At 50.0% G+C, this 18,452-nt stretch carries 16 protein-coding genes and 1 tRNA gene; 15 read left to right on the forward strand and 2 right to left on the reverse strand.

Going from position 1 to position 18,452, the window contains the following annotated elements; genetic code table 11:
• From EHW56_RS11060 to purF, 7 genes are all read left to right on the forward strand, one after another.
• A partial coding sequence (locus EHW56_RS11060) for a FimV/HubP family polar landmark protein (protein WP_305794294.1) occupies positions 1 to 1,542 on the forward strand: 1,542 nt, incomplete at its 5' end.
• Positions 1,543 to 1,677: 135 nt separating this feature from the next.
• Positions 1,678 to 2,463: a tRNA pseudouridine(38-40) synthase TruA gene (truA, locus tag EHW56_RS11065; protein WP_077638778.1), complete on the forward strand. Its 786-nt coding sequence runs from the start codon at positions 1,678 to 1,680 to the stop codon at positions 2,461 to 2,463.
• Positions 2,464 to 2,630: 167 nt separating this feature from the next.
• Positions 2,631 to 3,557: an acetyl-CoA carboxylase, carboxyltransferase subunit beta gene (gene accD / locus EHW56_RS11070; RefSeq protein ID WP_152795637.1), complete on the forward strand. Its 927-nt coding sequence runs from the start codon at positions 2,631 to 2,633 to the stop codon at positions 3,555 to 3,557.
• Between the two features lie 65 nt (positions 3,558 to 3,622).
• Positions 3,623 to 4,873 (forward strand): bifunctional tetrahydrofolate synthase/dihydrofolate synthase, encoded by a 1,251-nt coding sequence (gene folC, locus EHW56_RS11075; RefSeq protein WP_152795640.1) that lies wholly within the window; start codon positions 3,623 to 3,625, stop codon positions 4,871 to 4,873.
• A gap of 12 nt (positions 4,874 to 4,885) precedes the next feature.
• A complete protein-coding gene (locus tag EHW56_RS11080) occupies positions 4,886 to 5,434 on the forward strand; it encodes an SPOR domain-containing protein (protein ID WP_077665876.1) in 549 nt (182 codons plus the stop codon).
• A 61-nt stretch (positions 5,435 to 5,495) separates the two neighbouring features.
• Positions 5,496 to 5,993: a CvpA family protein gene (locus EHW56_RS11085; RefSeq protein ID WP_069362063.1), complete on the forward strand. Its 498-nt coding sequence runs from the start codon at positions 5,496 to 5,498 to the stop codon at positions 5,991 to 5,993.
• A gap of 31 nt (positions 5,994 to 6,024) precedes the next feature.
• Positions 6,025 to 7,539: an amidophosphoribosyltransferase gene (purF, locus tag EHW56_RS11090; RefSeq protein ID WP_152795642.1), complete on the forward strand. Its 1,515-nt coding sequence runs from the start codon at positions 6,025 to 6,027 to the stop codon at positions 7,537 to 7,539.
• A 62-nt stretch (positions 7,540 to 7,601) separates the two neighbouring features.
• Here purF and EHW56_RS11095 read toward each other — a convergent pair whose 3' ends face one another.
• On the reverse strand, positions 7,602 to 8,201 hold the full coding sequence (locus tag EHW56_RS11095) for a Yip1 family protein (RefSeq protein ID WP_152799672.1): 600 nt from the start codon (positions 8,199 to 8,201) through the stop codon (positions 7,602 to 7,604).
• A gap of 511 nt (positions 8,202 to 8,712) precedes the next feature.
• On the opposite strand from EHW56_RS11095, the gene EHW56_RS11100 reads away from it, so the two are divergent.
• The 4 genes from EHW56_RS11100 to EHW56_RS11115 all read left to right on the forward strand — a co-directional run bounded on the left by EHW56_RS11100 (position 8,713) and on the right by EHW56_RS11115 (position 13,166).
• Positions 8,713 to 9,768, forward strand: a complete 1,056-nt coding sequence (locus tag EHW56_RS11100) for a response regulator (protein ID WP_172970021.1) — start codon at positions 8,713 to 8,715, stop codon at positions 9,766 to 9,768.
• Positions 9,769 to 9,922: 154 nt separating this feature from the next.
• Positions 9,923 to 10,423, forward strand: a complete 501-nt coding sequence (gene rfaH, locus EHW56_RS11105) for a transcription/translation regulatory transformer protein RfaH (protein WP_152795645.1) — start codon at positions 9,923 to 9,925, stop codon at positions 10,421 to 10,423.
• Between the two features lie 72 nt (positions 10,424 to 10,495).
• Positions 10,496 to 11,710 carry a diguanylate cyclase gene (locus tag EHW56_RS11110; RefSeq protein ID WP_370517149.1) on the forward strand — a complete coding sequence of 405 codons (1,215 nt, stop codon included), beginning with the start codon at positions 10,496 to 10,498 and terminating at the stop codon, positions 11,708 to 11,710.
• 214 nt (positions 11,711 to 11,924) lie between these two features.
• The gene (locus tag EHW56_RS11115; protein ID WP_046075251.1) at positions 11,925 to 13,166 is read left to right on the forward strand and encodes a response regulator; all 1,242 of its coding nucleotides are present in this window, start codon (positions 11,925 to 11,927) and stop codon (positions 13,164 to 13,166) included.
• Positions 13,167 to 13,200: 34 nt separating this feature from the next.
• On the opposite strand, the gene folD is transcribed toward EHW56_RS11115, so the two are convergent.
• Complete coding sequence (folD, locus tag EHW56_RS11120) at positions 13,201 to 14,061, reverse strand: bifunctional methylenetetrahydrofolate dehydrogenase/methenyltetrahydrofolate cyclohydrolase FolD (RefSeq protein ID WP_046075252.1); 861 nt, start codon at positions 14,059 to 14,061, stop codon at positions 13,201 to 13,203.
• 309 nt (positions 14,062 to 14,370) lie between these two features.
• Between folD and EHW56_RS11125 the strand changes: the two genes are divergently transcribed.
• The 4 genes from EHW56_RS11125 (at position 14,371) to clpX (ending at position 18,414) form a co-directional block, all read left to right on the forward strand.
• Positions 14,371 to 14,447 (forward strand) — tRNA-Arg (locus EHW56_RS11125).
• Between the two features lie 337 nt (positions 14,448 to 14,784).
• Positions 14,785 to 16,089 (forward strand): trigger factor, encoded by a 1,305-nt coding sequence (gene tig / locus EHW56_RS11130; protein ID WP_152795647.1) that lies wholly within the window; start codon positions 14,785 to 14,787, stop codon positions 16,087 to 16,089.
• 278 nt (positions 16,090 to 16,367) lie between these two features.
• Complete coding sequence (gene clpP / locus EHW56_RS11135) at positions 16,368 to 16,991, forward strand: ATP-dependent Clp endopeptidase proteolytic subunit ClpP (protein ID WP_046075254.1); 624 nt, start codon at positions 16,368 to 16,370, stop codon at positions 16,989 to 16,991.
• A 145-nt stretch (positions 16,992 to 17,136) separates the two neighbouring features.
• On the forward strand, positions 17,137 to 18,414 hold the full coding sequence (clpX, locus tag EHW56_RS11140; RefSeq protein WP_046075255.1) for an ATP-dependent protease ATP-binding subunit ClpX: 1,278 nt from the start codon (positions 17,137 to 17,139) through the stop codon (positions 18,412 to 18,414).
• The last annotated feature ends 38 nt before the right edge of the window (positions 18,415 to 18,452 follow it).

An 18,452-nucleotide genomic window follows, 5' to 3' on the forward strand; every position in this document is an offset into this window, starting at 1 on the left:
GTAGATGAAACGGCCGACGAGGACGCTGATGACGAACCGCAAGCAGAGTTAAACGAAGACGATGCTCTAGCGGACGAGCCAGCTGAGCCAGAGGCGACTCGCGAGGCAGATGAAACGGCTGACGAGGGCGCTGACGACGAGCCGCAAGCAGAGTTAAATGAGGACGATGCACCGGCGGACGAGCCAGCTGCGCCAGAGGCTACCGGCGAGGCAGATGAAACGGCTGACGACGAGCTGCAAGCCGAGTTAAACGAAGACGACGCACCGGCGGACGAATCGGCTAAGCCAGAGGCGACTCGCGAGGTAGATGAAACGGCCGACGAGGACGCTGATGACGAACCGCAAGCAGAGTTAAACGAAGACGATGCTCTAGCGGACGAGCCAGCTGAGCCAGAGGCGACTCGCGAGGCAGATGAAACGGCTGACGAGGACGCTGATGACGAGCTGCAAGCCGAGTTAAACGAAGACGACGCTCCAGCGGCCGAATCGGGTGACGGCGTTGACAGCAATGATGCCTCTACGGATGACGGTGACAATCTCGATGACATTAGCGAAGAAGACTTACTTGATTTAACCAGCCTACCTGAGTACGACGAAGAAGCGGCATTGGCAGACGCTGAACCGGTTGACGAGCAAGAGCAAGCGGATTTAGATAGCGTGCCAGAGCCAGAGCCAGAGCCAGAGCCAGAGCCAGAGCCAGAGCCAGAGCCAGAGCCAGAGCCAGAGCCAGAGCCAGAGCCAGAGCCAGAGCCAGAGCCAAGCAATGAGCGTGACTATGAGTTTGACTCCTTCTCACTTGATGAGTTGGGCGAGTTTGGCGAGGATGACGCACTAAGCGCTGCGCTTGAAGAGCAGCGCGAGCTAGAATCTTATTTAGATGAGCAGCAAGAGGGTGACGCCGCCAAGGAAACGGAAACGCCTGAGCGTGATGAGCGAGATATCAGTGATCTCGACGATGACGATCACCAAGTGGGTGGCTTAAACATGGAGGCACTGCTCTCCGAGTCAGACGATGACACGCCACTGGACCTTTCCTCACTGTCCGATGAAGAAGCGGCAGTGTGGCAGGCTGATAATGAACCTGAGCCTGAAGCAGAGAGTGAAGACTGGAGTCAGCAACCCGCAATAGATCCTGCCTCACTGGAAACCTTTGAACTCGAAGAAGCCTTAGACGAGGATCTACTGGGTGAGGGGGAAGCAGAAAGTGAGCTGATTGGTGAAGAGCAAGAAGAAGATGACTACATCAGCATTGAAGAGCTTATGCGAGATGATGGTTCTACGCCAGATATCGATCCTGATAAAGCGGAAATGAACCTGAATGTGGGTTTAGATGAGTTTCCTGATGTGTTAGAAGATATTAGTGCCATTGATGTGGACGGTGATACTGCAAGTACTGAAGCATCAACGAATCTTGACCTCGCCAAAGCGTATTTGGAAATGAACGATGTCGATGGGGCGATTTCTTTGCTCGAAAAAGTGATGCAATCGGGCAACAAGACCTTGCAGCAAGAAGCGCGTCAGTTGTTAGAACAGCTGAGGTAGTGAAAAAACAGGTAGCGAGAGCTGCCTGTTTCTTTATGACGGCAGTGATGGCGAAGCACGCGCTTTTAACCTGCAACTCGAAGGCTTTATGGGTATAATGCGGCGCCTTATTGACGAGTAACGAGAAGGCAGGGCATGAGATTCGCGTTAGGCATTGAGTATGATGGTGCTCAGTTTTACGGTTGGCAGAGGCAACGAGAAGTCACCAGTGTGCAGGAACACCTCGAGCGTGCTTTATCGACGGTTGCCAATCACCCTGTTGCCGTACAGTGTGCGGGACGTACCGACTCTGGCGTGCATGGAACAGGACAAGTGGTGCACTTTGACACTGACAATCAACGTCCTTTAAAAGCTTGGACGATGGGTGTCAATGCGAATTTACCGGATCCGATTGCAGTGCGATGGGCTAAGCCCGTGACAGACGAGTTTCATGCCCGTTTTAGTGCCACTGCGCGACGCTATCGTTATGTCATTTATAATCATCCCTTGCGCCCGGCGATCTTAGCCAAGGGAGTCAGTCATTATCACGCTGAACTTGATGAAACCTTAATGCACCGAGCCGGTCAGTATCTACTTGGGGAGAATGATTTTTCCTCATTCCGTGCCGCTCAGTGTCAATCGAAATCCCCTTGGCGGAATTTGATGCATTTATCGGTCAACCGTCAAGGGCGCTTTATCGTGATTGATATTAAAGCCAATGCGTTTGTGCATCATATGGTGCGCAACATCGTGGGGAGTTTAATGGCGGTCGGTCGTCAAGAGCAGCCTCCTGAGTGGGTGGCTTGGCTGCTGGCACAAAAAGATCGAACCCAGGCTGCTGCGACCGCGAAAGCTGAAGGCTTGTATTTGGTTGAGGTGGACTACCCCGAAACATTTGGGTTGCCTCGCTCACCCATTGGCCCCTTGTTTTTGCCGGATTAGGTGATTGTGTCGGCAAGTACGCTGTACGCATACAGCACGGAGACAGAATAGGTAGTACCAGTTTTTTATCCCAAGTCTGACGGACTTGTGATTTAATTCGGTCTAATTTGTTACGAATCCAAGATAGCTGTCCGTTCGCGAGAGTTATCACTAAGTAAAGGTTGTCCATGAGCTGGCTAGAAAAAATATTAACCAAAAGTAATATTGGTTCATCACGCAAGGCGTCGATTCCAGAAGGTGTGTGGACCAAGTGTACGTCGTGTGATCAAGTCCTCTATCACGCTGATGTCGAGCGTAACTTGGAAGTCTGTCCAAAGTGTGAACACCATATGCGCATGCCAGCACGCCGCCGGCTCGACGTGTTTTTGGATAAAGACGGGCGTGAAGAGATTGCCAGTGAGCTTGAACCTAAAGATGTGTTGAAGTTTCGCGATTCGAAAAAGTACAAAGATCGCTTAGTGTCGGCGCAAAAAGCGAGTGGTGAAAAAGACGCCCTTGTGGTCATGAAAGGCAGCGTGTTTGATGTACCCGTGGTGGCCTGTGCCTTTGAATTTAAATTCATGGGCGGCTCGATGGGGGCCGTTGTGGGCGCTCGCTTTGTTAAAGCGGTGGATGCTGCGATCGAAAACAACTGCGGTTTGGTGTGTTTTTCTGCCAGTGGCGGTGCGCGTATGCAGGAAGCGCTAATGTCACTGATGCAAATGGCAAAAACAAGTGCCGCATTGGAACGCCTTTCTCGCCACAACCTGCCGTTTATCTCGGTATTAACTGATCCGACATACGGTGGTGTGACGGCAAGTTTTGCCATGTTAGGTGATATCAATGTGGCCGAGCCTAAAGCGATTATCGGTTTCGCGGGGCGTCGAGTCATTGAACAGACCGTGCGTGAGAACCTCCCTGAAGATTTCCAAACTAGTGAGTTCTTGCTTGAGCATGGCGCGATTGACATGATTGTCGACCGCCGAGAAATGCGTCAACGCTTAGCGGGTCTGCTTGCCAAATTGAATAATCGTCACTCACCACTGGTGGTCGATGTAGAACAAGGCAAGCCTGATCTTGAGCCTGAAGCGGCACCGCCTTCTCAAGAGCAATAATTGACCGTGTCCCACGGCGCTATCCTTGGTATCATTTACCCATCATGGAGTAACTGACCAAGCCAATGTCTGAACAACAACACCCAACAGCCACGTCCTATTTAACGACGTGGCTGTCTTATCTCGAAAGCATCCATACCAGTGCCATCGATCTTGGCCTTGAACGCGTCGCGGCAGTGGCCGAAAAAGCGCAACTGACTAAGCCAGCGCCGACAGTGATTACTGTCGCGGGAACCAATGGTAAAGGCACAACCTGTGCGCTGCTAGAATCGATTTTGCAGCATGCGGGTTATCGCACAGGTGTCTATAGCTCCCCGCATCTCATTCACTATAATGAGCGAGTACGCATTAATGGCAAATGGCTCGACGATGCTGCGCACAGTAAAGCGTTCGCGACGATTGAAAAAGTGCGTGGTGAGACCAGCCTGAGCTTTTTCGAGTTCGGCACCTTGGCTGCATTGCAGCTGTTCAAGCAGCACGCATTGGACGTCGTGATTTTAGAAGTTGGCCTTGGTGGACGCCTTGATGCTACCAATGTGGTTGAGCATGACGTATCGGTGATCACCAGCCTTGCGCTCGATCACTGTGATTGGTTAGGTGATGATATTAACCAAATCGGCCACGAAAAAGCAGGTATCTTCCGAGCGGATAAACCTGCTGTTTGCGGTCAGCCTTCTCCACCGGCGAGCGTGGCTGCACACGCTGACAGTATTGGCGCCGAGCTACACCAGCTGGGTTATCAATATCACTATACGCTCACTGATGATACCTGGTGTTGGGCGGCAGGGGCGTTTGAACTGACTGCGTTGCCTATCCCTGCAATACCATTACAAAATGCCGCCACTGCATTGATGGCTTTGGGCGTTGCCGATTTGGAGATTGCAGACACGCACATCTCTGACGGGTTAGCCTCGGTGTCGGTACCGGGGCGAATGCAGGTTGTCGCCAAGGCGCCTTACACTGTGTTTGACGTTGCTCATAATCCGCACGCGGCCGCTTATTTGGCAGAGAAGTTGGCTGAGTGCAAAGCGGAACGCGGCGGGCACGTGCATGCGGTGGTGGCCATGTTATCCGATAAAGACATGGCGGGTACCTTAGCCTGCCTGGACGGTATCGTGGATCACTGGTATCCCGCATCGTTATCTGTGCCCCGAGGCGCCCCCGCCGACAGCTTGCCTGTATCGGCATCACAACAGTTTGCGTCACCCAGCGAGGCCTATCAGCAGGCGTTAAAACACGCTGAACCTGCGCGAGACTGTGTGGTCGTATTTGGGTCGTTTCATACCGTTGGACAGGTAATGAGCGAGCTTAACTAAAACGGAGTCATTGTGGCCAGTAAGTTACAAAAAAGAATCGTTGGTACCTTGGTGTTGGTGTCTATCGGTGTGATAGTGCTGCCAGATGTGCTTGATGGCAAAAAAGAGCATTATCAAGAGAGCTATGAGAGTATCCCGCTACGGGATGATTTTGACAGTGAGGTGAGCCAAACACCGATTCAAGCACCACAAGTGGTTGAGGTCGAGGCGCCAGACACCAAGGTTAAAGAGCATCAAACAAACGCAACGGACAGCGAGCCTGCGTCTAAACCGGTGTCTAGTGAAACAGCCTCTTCGTCAGTCAGTGACCAAAAAGGGGCGTGGATGATCCGGCTCGGTACCTTTCGCAACCAAGACAACGCACGACGTTTGGTCAAACAATTACGCGAAAAAGGTTACCAAGCACATATCTTACCCAAAGACATTCAGCCAGATGACTTAGCCAAGGTGGTCGTAGGGCCTCACGTCTCCAAATCGGCGCTAGAATCGCAACTGACTGATTTGCAATCTTTGACAGGATTGAAGGGTCAATTGCGTAAATTTGACCCACTCACCCAATAAGAAAACGTTTGCGTGAGCATTTTTTCTGTTAGAATGCGCACGTCTCGAGCAAGTGAATACGATGAATTGGATTGATTACCTCATTATTGGCGTCATTGGTTTTTCGGCGCTAGTTAGTGTGATTCGAGGCTTTGTTAAAGAAGCATTGTCATTGGTGATATGGTTTGGTGCGTTTTTTATCGCCAGTCAGTTTTATACGCAACTGGCGGTTTACCTGACCAATATCGAAGATGCCGTTATTCGTAATGGTAGCGCAATAGCCTTGTTGTTCATTGCCACCTTAATTGTGGGGGCGGTGGTCAATTATGTGATTGCTCAGTTGGTAGAGAAAACCGGGTTGTCTGGTACCGATAGGGTGCTGGGTATGGTGTTTGGGAGTGTGCGTGGTGTACTCATTATTGCCGCGATGCTCTTCTTTCTGGATGCCTTTACGTCGGTGGCTCACACCCAAGCATGGGGGCAGTCGCAACTTATTCCTAACTTTGCGGTAGTGATTGAATGGTTTTTCCACTATCTCGAGAACAGTTCCAGTTTCTTACCTGAGATCGCCGGATCTTAGGATGATATTCGCGTAACAAGGAATCGCTGACATGTGTGGTATTGTTGGAATCGTTGGTAACACCCCGGTCAATCAGTCCATTTATGATGCACTGACGGTGCTACAACACCGGGGACAGGATGCAGCCGGGATTGTCACTATTGACGACAATCGTTTCCGGCTTAGAAAAGCCAATGGCCTCGTAAAGGATGTGTTTCAACTTAAGCATATGCAGCGCTTACAAGGCCAAGTTGGCATTGGGCATGTGCGTTATCCAACCGCGGGGAGTTCGAGTGCGTCAGAAGCGCAGCCTTTTTATGTGAATTCTCCTTACGGTATTACCCTGGCGCACAATGGCAACCTCACCAACGCGCAAGACTTGCGTCAGTCGCTATTCGAGAAAGATCGTCGCCACCTTAATACCACCTCTGATTCTGAAATCCTTCTTAATGTCCTTGCCCACCAGTTATCAACCGCGACATCGCATCCATTAACGGTTGACGATATGTTTGCCGCGGTAGCGTCAGTGCATCGACAAGTGTCGGGGGCTTATGCGGTCGTGGCCATGGTCATTGGCCACGGTGTGATAGCGTTTCGTGATCCTAAGGGCATTCGGCCACTTTGTTTAGGTAAACGCGATACGGAGGCCGGCACTGAATACATGGTGGCGTCGGAGACAGTGGCGTTGGATGCGGTCGGGTTTGATTTTGTCCGTGATGTGGCACCCGGTGAAGCTATCTATATCACGCTGGATGGACAACTGCATACCAGTCAATGTGCGGATGCGCCGAGTTTAAACCCCTGCATCTTTGAATTTGTCTACTTCTCTCGCCCGGACTCCTTTATAGATAAGGTTTCCGTATACGGTGCACGCATCCGTATGGGACAAAAACTGGGGGCTAAAATCCAACGAGAGTGGGATGATGTTGATATTGATGTGGTGATCCCCATTCCAGAGACCTCCTGTGACATCGCCTTGGAGATTGCCCAAGTGCTCGGTAAGCCTTACCGCCAAGGCTTTGTCAAAAACCGTTATGTCGGTCGGACCTTTATTATGCCCGGGCAACAAATGCGTCGGAAATCGGTGCGCCGTAAACTCAATGCTATTCGTTCTGAATTTAAAGACAAACGCGTTCTGTTAGTCGATGATTCGATAGTCCGCGGCACCACCTCGGAGCAAATTATCGAAATGGCGCGCGAGGCCGGGGCAAAAGAAGTGTATATGGCATCAGCCGCCCCCGAAGTGCGTTTTCCTAACGTCTATGGCATCGACATGCCCAGCGTTAACGAGCTGATCGCCCATGGTCGTGAAGTCGATGAAATTGGTCAATTGATTGGTGCGGATGGCTTGGTCTACCAAGATCTTTCTGACTTGGTGACAGCGGTTGGCGAAGCGAACCCGGCTATTGAGCGCTTTGAGACGTCCGTATTCAGCGGTGAATACGTCACTCAGGATGTCGATCAAGCTTACCTCGAGTATATACAAAGTTTGCGGAACGACGATGCGAAAACGGTACGCGAGCAGCAGCAAGAGCTGGCTAACTTAGAGATACATAACGAGGATTAATTGAAAACGCCGCGATATCTATCGCGGCGTTTTTCAGTGTTAGCCCGTTGAGTGTATGTCGATTAATGGGTAAAGACTGGGCCCATGCCGACATTCCAAAGGATGACAGAGGCAGCAAGGATCGCGACCAGCAGTACTAACCCGCAAGTGACGACAGAGCTCGCATAGATAAACCCTCGTTCTTCAGGGATCTCCATCAATATCGGTACCCCCGTGTAGAGGAGGTAGACAGAGTAGGCAATGCCAATCAAGCCGACGATCATCACAAACCACACCACCGGGTAGAGCGTGGCCAGTCCTACCATAAAAATGGGCGTCGCGGTATAGGCGGCCAGTTCAAGACACTGAGTGTAAGTTGGGGCAGAACCGAACGTGCGACTCATCCACAATGTGAGATAGGCCAACGCGGCCACACCAACCAATAACGCGAGATACATGGCACTGGCGATGAACAGTGCGCTTTGCGGGGTCATAAAGATGGGATCCCCTGCGCCGATCTGCCAGCCAATATGGACGCTCGCGTAATAGGCACAAACAGGCGGGATTAACCCAAGTAACAACGCGTGACCAATGCTGTTTGAGGCGGCCTCGTGCCGCTCGCCAATCGCTTTCCATTCCTTTTTGGGATGGGTATATAACCCCAATAAATGACTCAATATCATAGTAACCCCGCTCGTTATTCCCTCAGTGAAGTCAGGTGCAACGGTCGGCGCACGACGCCTCAAGTAAAACGTCTTCTCTGCTGGCGTGCGGAGACAGATGCCGTATACACTCTTCTTTAATAAGGAATAGTTGTTGGTGTCTCAATTGGCAAGTTTTCCTCCCGACAAAAAATCGCCTTGCTGCGCTTTTCTGACTGGCTCGATATTAAGACAATACCGATATACATTCTTGTGATAGACATCATGTATTAATTGTTATAAGTCTTACTTTTAATACAGAGTAGCGTACTCTTATAGTGTCATTGATTTTCAAGCCTTTTTTATGCTGCCGATAAATGGCTTTGACGATTCACCTGCTTGAATGCTAAGAAAATTATTATTTTAAACAGCTGTTTATAGAGCGCTACTGAATTAAATCTCATTAGCGGTCACAGGTGTGTCTGAATTCAACTACGATTAGTGCAGTGAGAATGAAAACAGCCGCTGCTTTGCAGTCCTGGAGGAGAGCGTCGTGTTGCATAATAAAGAGATCTTAATCGTTGAAGATGATCCCGTCTTCAGTCGGATGATTGCGTCTTTTCTCGAAAGAGAGGGAGCGGTAGTACGTGAGGTTGAAAATGGTTTAGAAGGGTTGCAAGCGCTAAGACAGTCGATTCCTGACCTATTGATCAGTGACCTGTCGATGCCAGTGATGACAGGCTTAGAATTCGTTGAGGAGGTGAGCCTTGAATATCCAATGCTACCTATGATCGTGATCTCTGGCACCGGGGGGATGGCTGATGTCGCCCAAGCGCTTCGCTTTGGGGTGAAAGACTTTCTGATCAAACCGATTGAAGATATTAATGTGGTTAAAAAAGCCATCGAGACGGTGGTTGATGATGCGAACGACGATGTTCACGCCAGCGATGATTTTAGTCAGCAATGGTTTAAAGTGAGCGAGGATACGGATCGCGGGGCATCAGAGACAGAGCTCAAGTGGCACCTTGATGCCTTACGCCATAACCCAGGCAGCGCACGTGAGTTATTAATGGGGCTGATGCCAGAGCCCGATTCGCAACAAGGTGCTTGGCGTCTTTCTTACCATTCACTGCAATCGGCAGATGCCAACCCCATTGTATTGGATTATGCTTGGTTGATGGGCGGGAAAATGGCCTTTTATGTGGTCGACTCTGCCTCCGCAGAGGAAGACGGCACCGCGACCACCTTGATGATCCGTGCGTTTTTTAATGATTTTGTCCGCTCAGGTGATGTCAATGAAAGAGGATTTCTCACCTTGGTAAAACGGATCGAGGATGCGATTCGAGCCTCAGCCTACACATCGCCGGTTCGTGCGATGTTCGGTGTATTAAACACCACCGATAATCAGCTTGATATTTTACCGGCGGGGATAAAAGCCACGGTCGATAGCTGTGGAGCGACAAGCCTTGTTCACAGTGATCATTGGTTGGGGCGCGATGCGTTCTCGAGCCAATTTCAAAGCGTCGATCTTCAATCAGGTGATGCGCGTGTGTCGCTGAATGAAGTTGGCTTGAACAGTTTTAGCGTCGATATTCAAAAAATCGCCTAACGATTCAGCGGTACCATGTCGAATCGTTAACCCTAAGCAAAGGTGAGTGGCTTTGATTGGCGCTCGCCTTTGTTGCTGTGTGGGCCTAACATCCGTATACTCTCGTCGCTCTGGACAGGCTGCCACTGTCGATAGACATCAGGGACAGAACGACATGAAACATTGGTATTTACTTTATTGTAAGCGCGCGGAACAGCAACGCGCAGAGCAAAATTTGAAGCGCCAAGGCGTTGATTGTTACTACCCGACCGTGACGGTGGAAAAGTTGCGTCGAGGCAAGTGTCAGCAAGTTGAAGAGCCACTCTTCCCCAACTATGTGTTTGCCTGCTTTGATCCCGACCTTGTGCAGTACACAAGTGTTCGCTCCACGCGTGGTGTGGTTGATTTCGTTCGCCAAGGTGCGTACCCGGTCAAGGTCGACTTGGCGTTGATCCAACAGCTGATGACGATGGAAGATTGTGACGAACAACGTGACGCACTCTACCAAGGCTTCAAGCCTGGACAGTCGGTGATGATTGAGCAGGGGCAGTTTGCTGGAGCGGAAGCGATCTTCAAAGAAAAAGACGGCGAGAAACGCTGCATTTTGCTGATAAATATACTTAGCAAGCAAACTGAACTTTGTATCAATAACTCCGATATCAGCGCCTCCAGTTAACACGCTCTCCCGGTTTGGCTGCTACACTCATCAAGGTATAGCTTTGAATGAGGGAGGCAGTCGTTGGAGTCGGTGCTTATCGTTGAAGACAGCCGGTCGTTTCGCATGCTGGCTGAACAACAGGTGAGAAAAGCGGGTTTTGCCACTGTGACCTGTACCTGCCTAGCAGAAACGAGGGATGTGCTAGATCACCACACAACCTTTCTCTGTGCGATCCTCGACTATAATTTGCCGGATGCTCACCACGGCGAAGTCATCGATCTCTGTTTAGCCGTCGGGCTTAAAGTGGTTGTCCTCACCGCCTCGCAAACAGAGAAAACGCGTGATGAGATACTATCAAAGCCCGTTATCGATTATATCCCCAAAGACAGTAGTCATTGTATTGATGCGGTTTGCCGACTCGTTAAGCGATTGGCTGACAATCAAGGGCACCGTGTGCTGGTGGTTGATGACTCTGCCTCGATACGTAAACGCATCTCTGCGTTGTTAGCGCGTCAGTATCTAACCGTATTGGAAGCTGAAAATGGTGAGCAGGCACTTGACGTGCTGGAAAAAACGCCAGATATATCGCTGATTATCACTGATTACGAAATGCCGAAAATGGATGGCCTTCAGCTTGTGTATGCGCTTCGTAAGAAAGATACCGAGTGCTCACAGGCAATCATAGGCTTGTCTGGACATAATGATAGTGCGCTAACGGCACGTTTTCTCAAAGCAGGGGCGAACGATTATCTGCCCAAACCGTTTAATCAGGAAGAGTTCTTCTGCCGCGTGCATAGCTGTTTGAATGCGATTGATACCGAATGGCGGTTATTTCTCTTGGCGAATACAGATTTTCTCACGCAGCTTTGGAATCGACGCTATTTTTTTGAGCGGGGTGACCAGCTTGCAAATGAAGCGCGTAAGCATTTGGCGATTATTGATATTGATTACTTTAAACGTATCAATGATGACTTTGGTCATCATATCGGTGACGATGTGTTGGTTGAGGTCGCGCAAATGCTGGCAGACGCGTTTCCGGAAGACACGGTCGCCCGATTGGGAGGAGAAGAGTTTTGTGTATTATCGCTTCGTGATTTGACGGTGTTTCAGCAATCGCTAGACTCTTATCGCCAATCATTCGCCGAACGCCCCGTACGAGTGTCAGATCAGACGCTGAAAGTAACGGTGAGCATTGGCGTGGACTCTCAAGCGGCCTCTCTCTCACGCCTTTTACACACTGCAGATCAAGCCTTGTATCAGGCAAAAGCATCTGGCCGGAATCAAATGGTGGTGCATCAAGGGTAAATGTCTATTTTGTCTAAAAAGTGACACGAAATAACGCATAAAGTGTGCGATCGGTTGTTGGTGTTGCGTCAAATATCTGCGAGATGTGTGTCATTGTTGAGAAATTTGCGCAATTTCTGTCTACACGCACTCAATTGCCCTTACCCTGTACCGCTTCTTGCCCCGTTGCGTGCATTGTCGCGCAAAATTAACGTGAAGACGTGGTGCGTTGCAGATGGAATATAAAGTGTTGGTTGTGGAAGATAGTCGACCTTTCAGGCGGTTACTTGAAGCCGAGATACGAAAGGCCGGATACATCCCATGTATAGCAAACTCAATCGAACAAGCAGAGACGATCCTCAACCAAGAGACCGACTTTCTTTGTGCTATCCTCGACTACTGCCTGCCTGATGGGCAGGACGGTGAAATCATTGACGTATGTTTGTCGTTGGACATAAAAGTGATTGTACTCACTGCGATGATGGATGCTCGGACTCGGGAACGTGTGCTAGCCAAAACCGTGATTGATTACATCCCCAAAGATAGTCCCTCGTGCGTGTCATCGATAGCGCCGTTACTCAACCGCCTAGAAAAGAACCATCAGCACCATGTGTTAGTTGTGGATGATTCGCTGACAGCCCGTCGTTACGTGCGCAGCTTATTAGAGCGGCAATACCTCAATGTCCTTGAGGCCCAAAATGGCCAAGAGGCATTGGCTATGGTGCGGCGCGATAAGCGAATTTCTTTGGTGATTACCGATTACACCATGCCAGAAATGGATGGAGTGAGTGTGGTTAAGGCATTACGCAAACTGAAAACAGACGGCCAGTTGGCGATTATAGGCTTATCGGGTGAGGAAGATCCCAGCTTAACGGCGCGGTTTTTAAAAGCGGGTGCGAATGACTTTTTGGCCAAACCGTTTAACCAAGAGGAATTTTATTGTCGCTTGCACAGCACACTGAATGCGCTCGATACCGAGCGTCGCCTATTCAATATGGCCAATACGGATTATTTAACCCAAGTGTGGAATCGACGTTACTTTTTCGAGCACCCTCACACACGCTCACACAAGGGACCGAGGAGTTTGGCGCTGGTCGACGTCGATCATTTTAAAAAGATCAATGATCAATTTGGGCATCATATCGGCGATATTACGCTGATTGAGCTGGCAAAGATGATGAAACGCTATTTTCCGGAGGACATGGTCGCTCGCTTCGGTGGGGAGGAATTCTGTATCCTCTACGGCAATGACGAGCAGAGCTTTGTGCGCCGGCTTGAGGCGATGCGAGAAGAATTGGAAAAGACCGTTTGGTCACCCTATGATAAGGCGTTTTCAATCACCATCAGTATAGGGATGGTCCATGCCGATGCCCGTATTGATGAACTTGTTCAGCGCGCAGATAGGTGTTTGTACCAAGCCAAGGCAGGGGGACGAAATCAGCTCATCCAAGATGGACAAACGGATTTAGTATCCTGAAAAAAAAAGAGGGCCAGTTTGACCCTCTCTCATGCTAGTGACCATCGTGGTATTGCTCACAGGCCATGAGCGTATTTTCAATCAAGGTCGCGACAGTCATGGGGCCCACGCCACCTGGGACAGGGGTAATATGGCTAGCCTTTTCATAGGCAAGCTCATATTCGATGTCGCCGATAAGCTTGCCGTTTTCCATGCGGTTAATGCCCACATCAATCACAATGGCGCCGGGCTTGATCCAATCGCCAGGAATAAACTTAGGCTTACCGACCGCCACAACCAGCACATCGGCTTGTCGAACATGGGCTTCTAAATCCTGGGTAAACCGGTGGCACGTTGTGGTTGTACAGCCCGCCAATAGCAGTTCTAACGTCATCGGGCGGCCAACAATATTGGAGGCACCCACGATCACCGCATGTTTACCACGAAGAGGGACATTGTAGCGGTCTAGGAGGGTAATAATCCCTTTTGGTGTGCAAGAACGCAGGGTTGGCATGCGTTGACACAAGCGACCGACATTGTAGGGATGAAACCCATCGACATCTTTGTCTGGGCGGATGCGCTCCAATACGGACGTGGCATCAATCCCTGCAGGTAAGGGCAGTTGGACGAGAATGCCATCAATGCTGTCATCCGCATTTAAGGTGTCAATGAGTGAGAGTAACTCTTGTTGAGAGCACGAAGCCGGGAGGTCGTAAGACCTTGACACAAAACCGACTTCATCGCAGACACGACGTTTACTGCCAACATAAACCTGGGAGGCAGGATCGTCTCCGACCAGAATTACCGCCAATCCGGGGGCTCTACGTCCCGCTTGAGTGCGAGCGGAAACGCGGGCGGCAACCTCTCGACGCACGGTTTGCGCGATCAGCTTTCCATCAATGAGTTGTGCGGCCATAACTATCCTTCGGCTAAAGCAATGTTGGCAATAGTGTGACAAAAAACGCACCTAAAAGCTATTACGCAAACGTTTGCTAATGCAGTTTAATGAGGGGGAAGGCAAAAAAAAGCACTCAGCCGATCATGCTCGCACGATGCTTGACGAAACTGAAACACGAAAAGCATCAATTTCGCGTTCTCGCCTCACCGCGTCGCATGAATACATAGCCAGTAAATGATGTGGTTTTGAGCAACCACGTCAAGATTTTAGGGAAAAGCGTTGACGACGCCTAACGTCGCTTTATAATCCACGCTGCGTAAAGACAGTGCGCCCTTAGCTCAGTTGGATAGAGCAACGGCCTTCTAAGCCGTGGGTCACAGGTTCGAATCCTGTAGGGCGCGCCATTCTGCTTTTTTCCCTGTTTGTCTCACCGAACTGCTCTGAAAATAACCAAACACACATAAAACCGTAAAAAGTGTGATCCCACGCGGTTGAATTGTGAGATATCACCCCAATTTTGATATTGAAACGCCATCGGTCGCCCCTTGTCTCGACTCAGTTGACGGGTGCCGCTATAATAGCGCGTCTTAATTTTCAGTCTCGGATGAGATAGCTCGATACGCCATTTGCGTGTATCCGGATTCGCAGGGGCTATGACGGATTCATAGCTCAGATGATGCCACCAGTAAAACTGGTAAACATCACTCAGTACCCCTGAGTAAATTTGAGGTTAAATTTATAATGCAAGTTACCGTTGAAACCACCGAAGGCCTTAAGCGCCAAATGACCATCACAGTGCCTGCTGCCAACATCGATGACGCAGTCACTAAAGAGCTACGCAATATCGCTAAGAATCGTCGTTTTGATGGTTTCCGTAAAGGTAAAGTTCCATTGAAGATGGTGTCACGCATGTACGGTGACACAGTACGCCAAGACGTGCTGGGCGAAGTGATGCAGCGTCACTTCATCGAAGCCATGATTCAAGAAAAAGTGAACCCAGCAGGGGCGCCAAGCTTTACACCCGTTGAAAACGAAGCGGGTAAAGATTTGGTCTTTAAAGCTGACTTTGAAGTGTACCCAGAGGTTGAGCTTCAAGGCCTAGATGCTATCAGCGTTGAGAAGCCAAAAGCAGACGTTCAAGAAAGTGATGTGGACGAGATGCTTGATACCCTGCGCAAGCAACAAGCGAGCTGGGTAGAAGCAGACGGTGAAGCGAAAGACAACAGCCGTGTCACCTTAGACTTTGTGGGTACCATCGACGGTGAAGAGTTTGAAGGCGGTAAAGCTGAAGGCTTCCAACTAGAAATGGGCCAAGGTCGTATGATCCCAGGCTTTGAAGACGGCCTAGTGGGTAAAAAAGCGGGTGAAGAATTCACTATCGATGTGAACTTCCCAGACGACTACCACGCTGAGAACCTAAAAGGTAAAGCGGCGCAGTTTGCGATTAAACTGCACAAGGTGGAAGAGCAAGAGCTACCTGAGCTGACAGAAGAGTTTGTACAGCGCTTTGGTATTGCCGATGGCAGCGTAGAAGGCCTGAAAGCGGAAGTGCGTAAAAACATGGATCGCGAGCTCAAGCAAGCGATCAAGAACAAGGTGAAAGAGCAGGTACTTGACGGCTTGGTTGAGCAAAACCAAATCGACGTACCGTCTGCGCTGATTGAGCAAGAAATTGGCACCTTGCGTCAGCAAGCGGCACAACGCTTTGGCGGCAACATGGATAGCGCTTCTCAGCTACCACGTGAGCTGTTCGAAGAGCAAGCTAAACGCCGTGTAAGCGTCGGTCTTCTGCTTGGGGAAGTGATCAAGTCAGAAGAGCTTGAAGCTGATGATGAGCGTGTTAAAGCACTGATCGAAGAAATGGCATCTGCGTATGAAGATCCAGCAGAAGTTGTCGCTTACTACGAGAAAGACGAGAAGCTGATGGAAAACATGCGCAACGTCGCGCTAGAAGAGCAAGCGATTGATGCGCTACTGGCAAAAGCCACTGTCACCGAAGCTGAAGTCGGCTTTAGTGACTTGATGAACGCTTCTCAGCAAGCTTAATCAAGGTTAAAAAACGTTTGTGTCGCATTGACACTGCGTAAATGGATTTGCTTACAATGGCCCTAATGACTTGTCATTTGGGCCATTTTTTCCATCTACTGCGTCGCTATATTGGCCGCTTAACCGTCAAGAGTGCGAGACGTTTTAGCCATAAAAAACCTCGCTGGATCATTAAGCTGCGTGCATCGATTTAAGATTTTAGTGACCTGTTACAGCGTTTTGTGCTAAACCTTGGTTAAGGCAAGAGTTATAACGAATTCGATTAGGGATATTACGCTATGAGCCAACAACACAATAATGCCATGCCGCCAATTATGGACGCCCTTGTTCCTATGGTGGTGGAACAAACCTCGCGCGGCGAGCGCTCTTACGATATATACTCTCGCCTGCTAAAAGAACGCATCATCTTCCTCACTGGGCAAGTGGAAGATCAAATGGCAAATTTGATTGTGGCGCAGATGCTGTTCTTAGAGTCAGAAAACCCAGAAAAAGACATTTATTTGTACATCAACTCGCCAGGTGGCGTGGTCACGGCAGGCATGGCGATCTATGACACCATGCAGTTTATCAAGCCTGATGTCAGCACCCTGTGTACGGGCCAAGCGTGCTCAATGGGATCGTTCCTGTTGGCGGGTGGAGCCAAAGGCAAACGTTATTGCCTACCGAATTCACGGGTCATGATTCACCAGCCGCTGGGGGGCTTCCAAGGCCAAGCGTCTGACATTGAAATTCATGCCCAAGAAATGATCAAAACCAAGCACCGCCTCAACACCCTGTTGGCTGAGCACACAGGCCAGCCGATGGAAGTGATTGAACGTGACACCGACCGTGATAACTTCATGGCGGCACAGGAAGCGGTGGACTATGGCTTGGTTGACGCCGTATTAAGTCAACGAGACTAAACCCAACATGCCTTAGGGCGTTGAAATCAAGCAAGCTGCGTGAACAAGCGCAAAGCTTGTCAGTGGTTGGGTCGGAAAAAGTGGCCGATTTGTTGTAAACTCAACATAAGGCAACGACGGGCAAAGGCCCCAAAGAGGTTAGCGAATGACAGACAAGCGAAAAGACGGTGGAAGCGGAAAGCTGCTTTACTGCTCATTCTGTGGTAAGAGCCAACACGAAGTTCGTAAGTTAATTGCCGGGCCATCGGTCTACATTTGTGATGAGTGTGTTGACCTGTGTAATGACATTATCCGTGAAGAAATTAAAGAAGTGATGCCAAAGCGCGAGGGAGATAGCTTACCCGCGCCGAGTGAAATTCGTGCACACCTTGACGATTATGTCATTGGCCAAGAGCAAGCGAAAAAAGTGCTCTCGGTTGCAGTCTACAACCACTACAAACGCTTGCGAAACGGTGACAAAAGCGCAGATGGCGTGGAGCTGGGCAAGAGTAACATCTTGCTGATCGGCCCTACCGGTAGTGGTAAAACATTACTGGCCGAAACGCTTGCGCGCTTTTTGGATGTGCCATTTACCATGGCAGACGCCACCACATTGACCGAGGCCGGTTATGTCGGTGAAGACGTGGAAAACATTATCCAGAAGCTGTTGCAAAAGTGCGATTATGATGTCGCCAAAGCGGAGCGTGGTATCGTCTATATCGATGAGATTGACAAGGTCTCTCGTAAATCCGACAACCCGTCTATTACCCGAGACGTTTCTGGGGAAGGGGTGCAACAAGCACTGCTTAAATTGGTAGAAGGAACAGTCGCGTCGATTCCTCCTCAGGGAGGACGTAAGCATCCACAGCAGGAATTTTTGCAAGTAGACACGTCGAAAATCCTGTTTATCTGTGGCGGTGCGTTTGCGGGGCTCGATAAAGTGGTTGAGCAGCGTGTCGATACAGGCTCTGGCATTGGCTTTGGTGCGCAGGTTAAAGGCGCCACGGACCGTTCAGCCGATGAGTTCTTCGGCAAAGTTGAGCCCGAGGACATGGTGAAGTATGGCCTGATCCCTGAATTTATTGGCCGTCTACCCGTCACCGCGGTGTTGAGAGAGCTTGACGAAGATGCCTTAGTGCAAATTCTGCGCGAGCCGAAAAACGCGTTGACCAAGCAGTATGGCGCGTTGCTTGAACTCGACGGGGTGGAGCTGGAGTTTCGAGACGACGCACTGCGTGCTATCGCCAAAAAAGCGATGGAGCGTAAAACGGGTGCACGTGGCCTACGCTCGATTGTCGAAGCTGTGTTGTTGGATACCATGTACGACTTACCGTCAATGAAAGACGTGAGCAAAGTGGTGATTGACGATTCAGTGATCCGAGGCGAATCTGCACCTCTACTGATGTATGAACACACGGATAACCAAGCGGCGGGTGGCGAGTAATATCGTTACACAAGGTTATCAGTGATATAGAAAAAGGG

Origin of the sequence: Salinivibrio sp. VGrn1, assembly GCF_009377995.1 — a bacterium.
In the GTDB taxonomy this organism is placed as follows: domain Bacteria; phylum Pseudomonadota; class Gammaproteobacteria; order Enterobacterales; family Vibrionaceae; genus Salinivibrio; species Salinivibrio siamensis.

Bases quoted from the DNA above. Each gene is read 5' to 3' on its own strand.
- truA (WP_077638778.1), top strand. From the start codon at position 1,678: ATGAGATTCGCGTTAGGCATTGAGTATGATGGTGCTCAGTTTTACGGT.
- accD (WP_152795637.1), top strand. From the start codon at position 2,631: ATGAGCTGGCTAGAAAAAATATTAACCAAAAGTAATATTGGTTCATCA.
- folC (WP_152795640.1), top strand. From the start codon at position 3,623: ATGTCTGAACAACAACACCCAACAGCCACGTCCTATTTAACGACGTGG.
- EHW56_RS11085 (WP_069362063.1), top strand. From the start codon at position 5,496: ATGAATTGGATTGATTACCTCATTATTGGCGTCATTGGTTTTTCGGCG.
- purF (WP_152795642.1), top strand. From the start codon at position 6,025: ATGTGTGGTATTGTTGGAATCGTTGGTAACACCCCGGTCAATCAGTCC.
- EHW56_RS11095 (WP_152799672.1), bottom strand. From the start codon at position 8,201: ATGATATTGAGTCATTTATTGGGGTTATATACCCATCCCAAAAAGGAA.
- rfaH (WP_152795645.1), top strand. From the start codon at position 9,923: ATGAAACATTGGTATTTACTTTATTGTAAGCGCGCGGAACAGCAACGC.
- EHW56_RS11115 (WP_046075251.1), top strand. From the start codon at position 11,925: ATGGAATATAAAGTGTTGGTTGTGGAAGATAGTCGACCTTTCAGGCGG.
- folD (WP_046075252.1), bottom strand. From the start codon at position 14,061: ATGGCCGCACAACTCATTGATGGAAAGCTGATCGCGCAAACCGTGCGT.
- tig (WP_152795647.1), top strand. From the start codon at position 14,785: ATGCAAGTTACCGTTGAAACCACCGAAGGCCTTAAGCGCCAAATGACC.
- clpP (WP_046075254.1), top strand. From the start codon at position 16,368: ATGAGCCAACAACACAATAATGCCATGCCGCCAATTATGGACGCCCTT.
- clpX (WP_046075255.1), top strand. From the start codon at position 17,137: ATGACAGACAAGCGAAAAGACGGTGGAAGCGGAAAGCTGCTTTACTGC.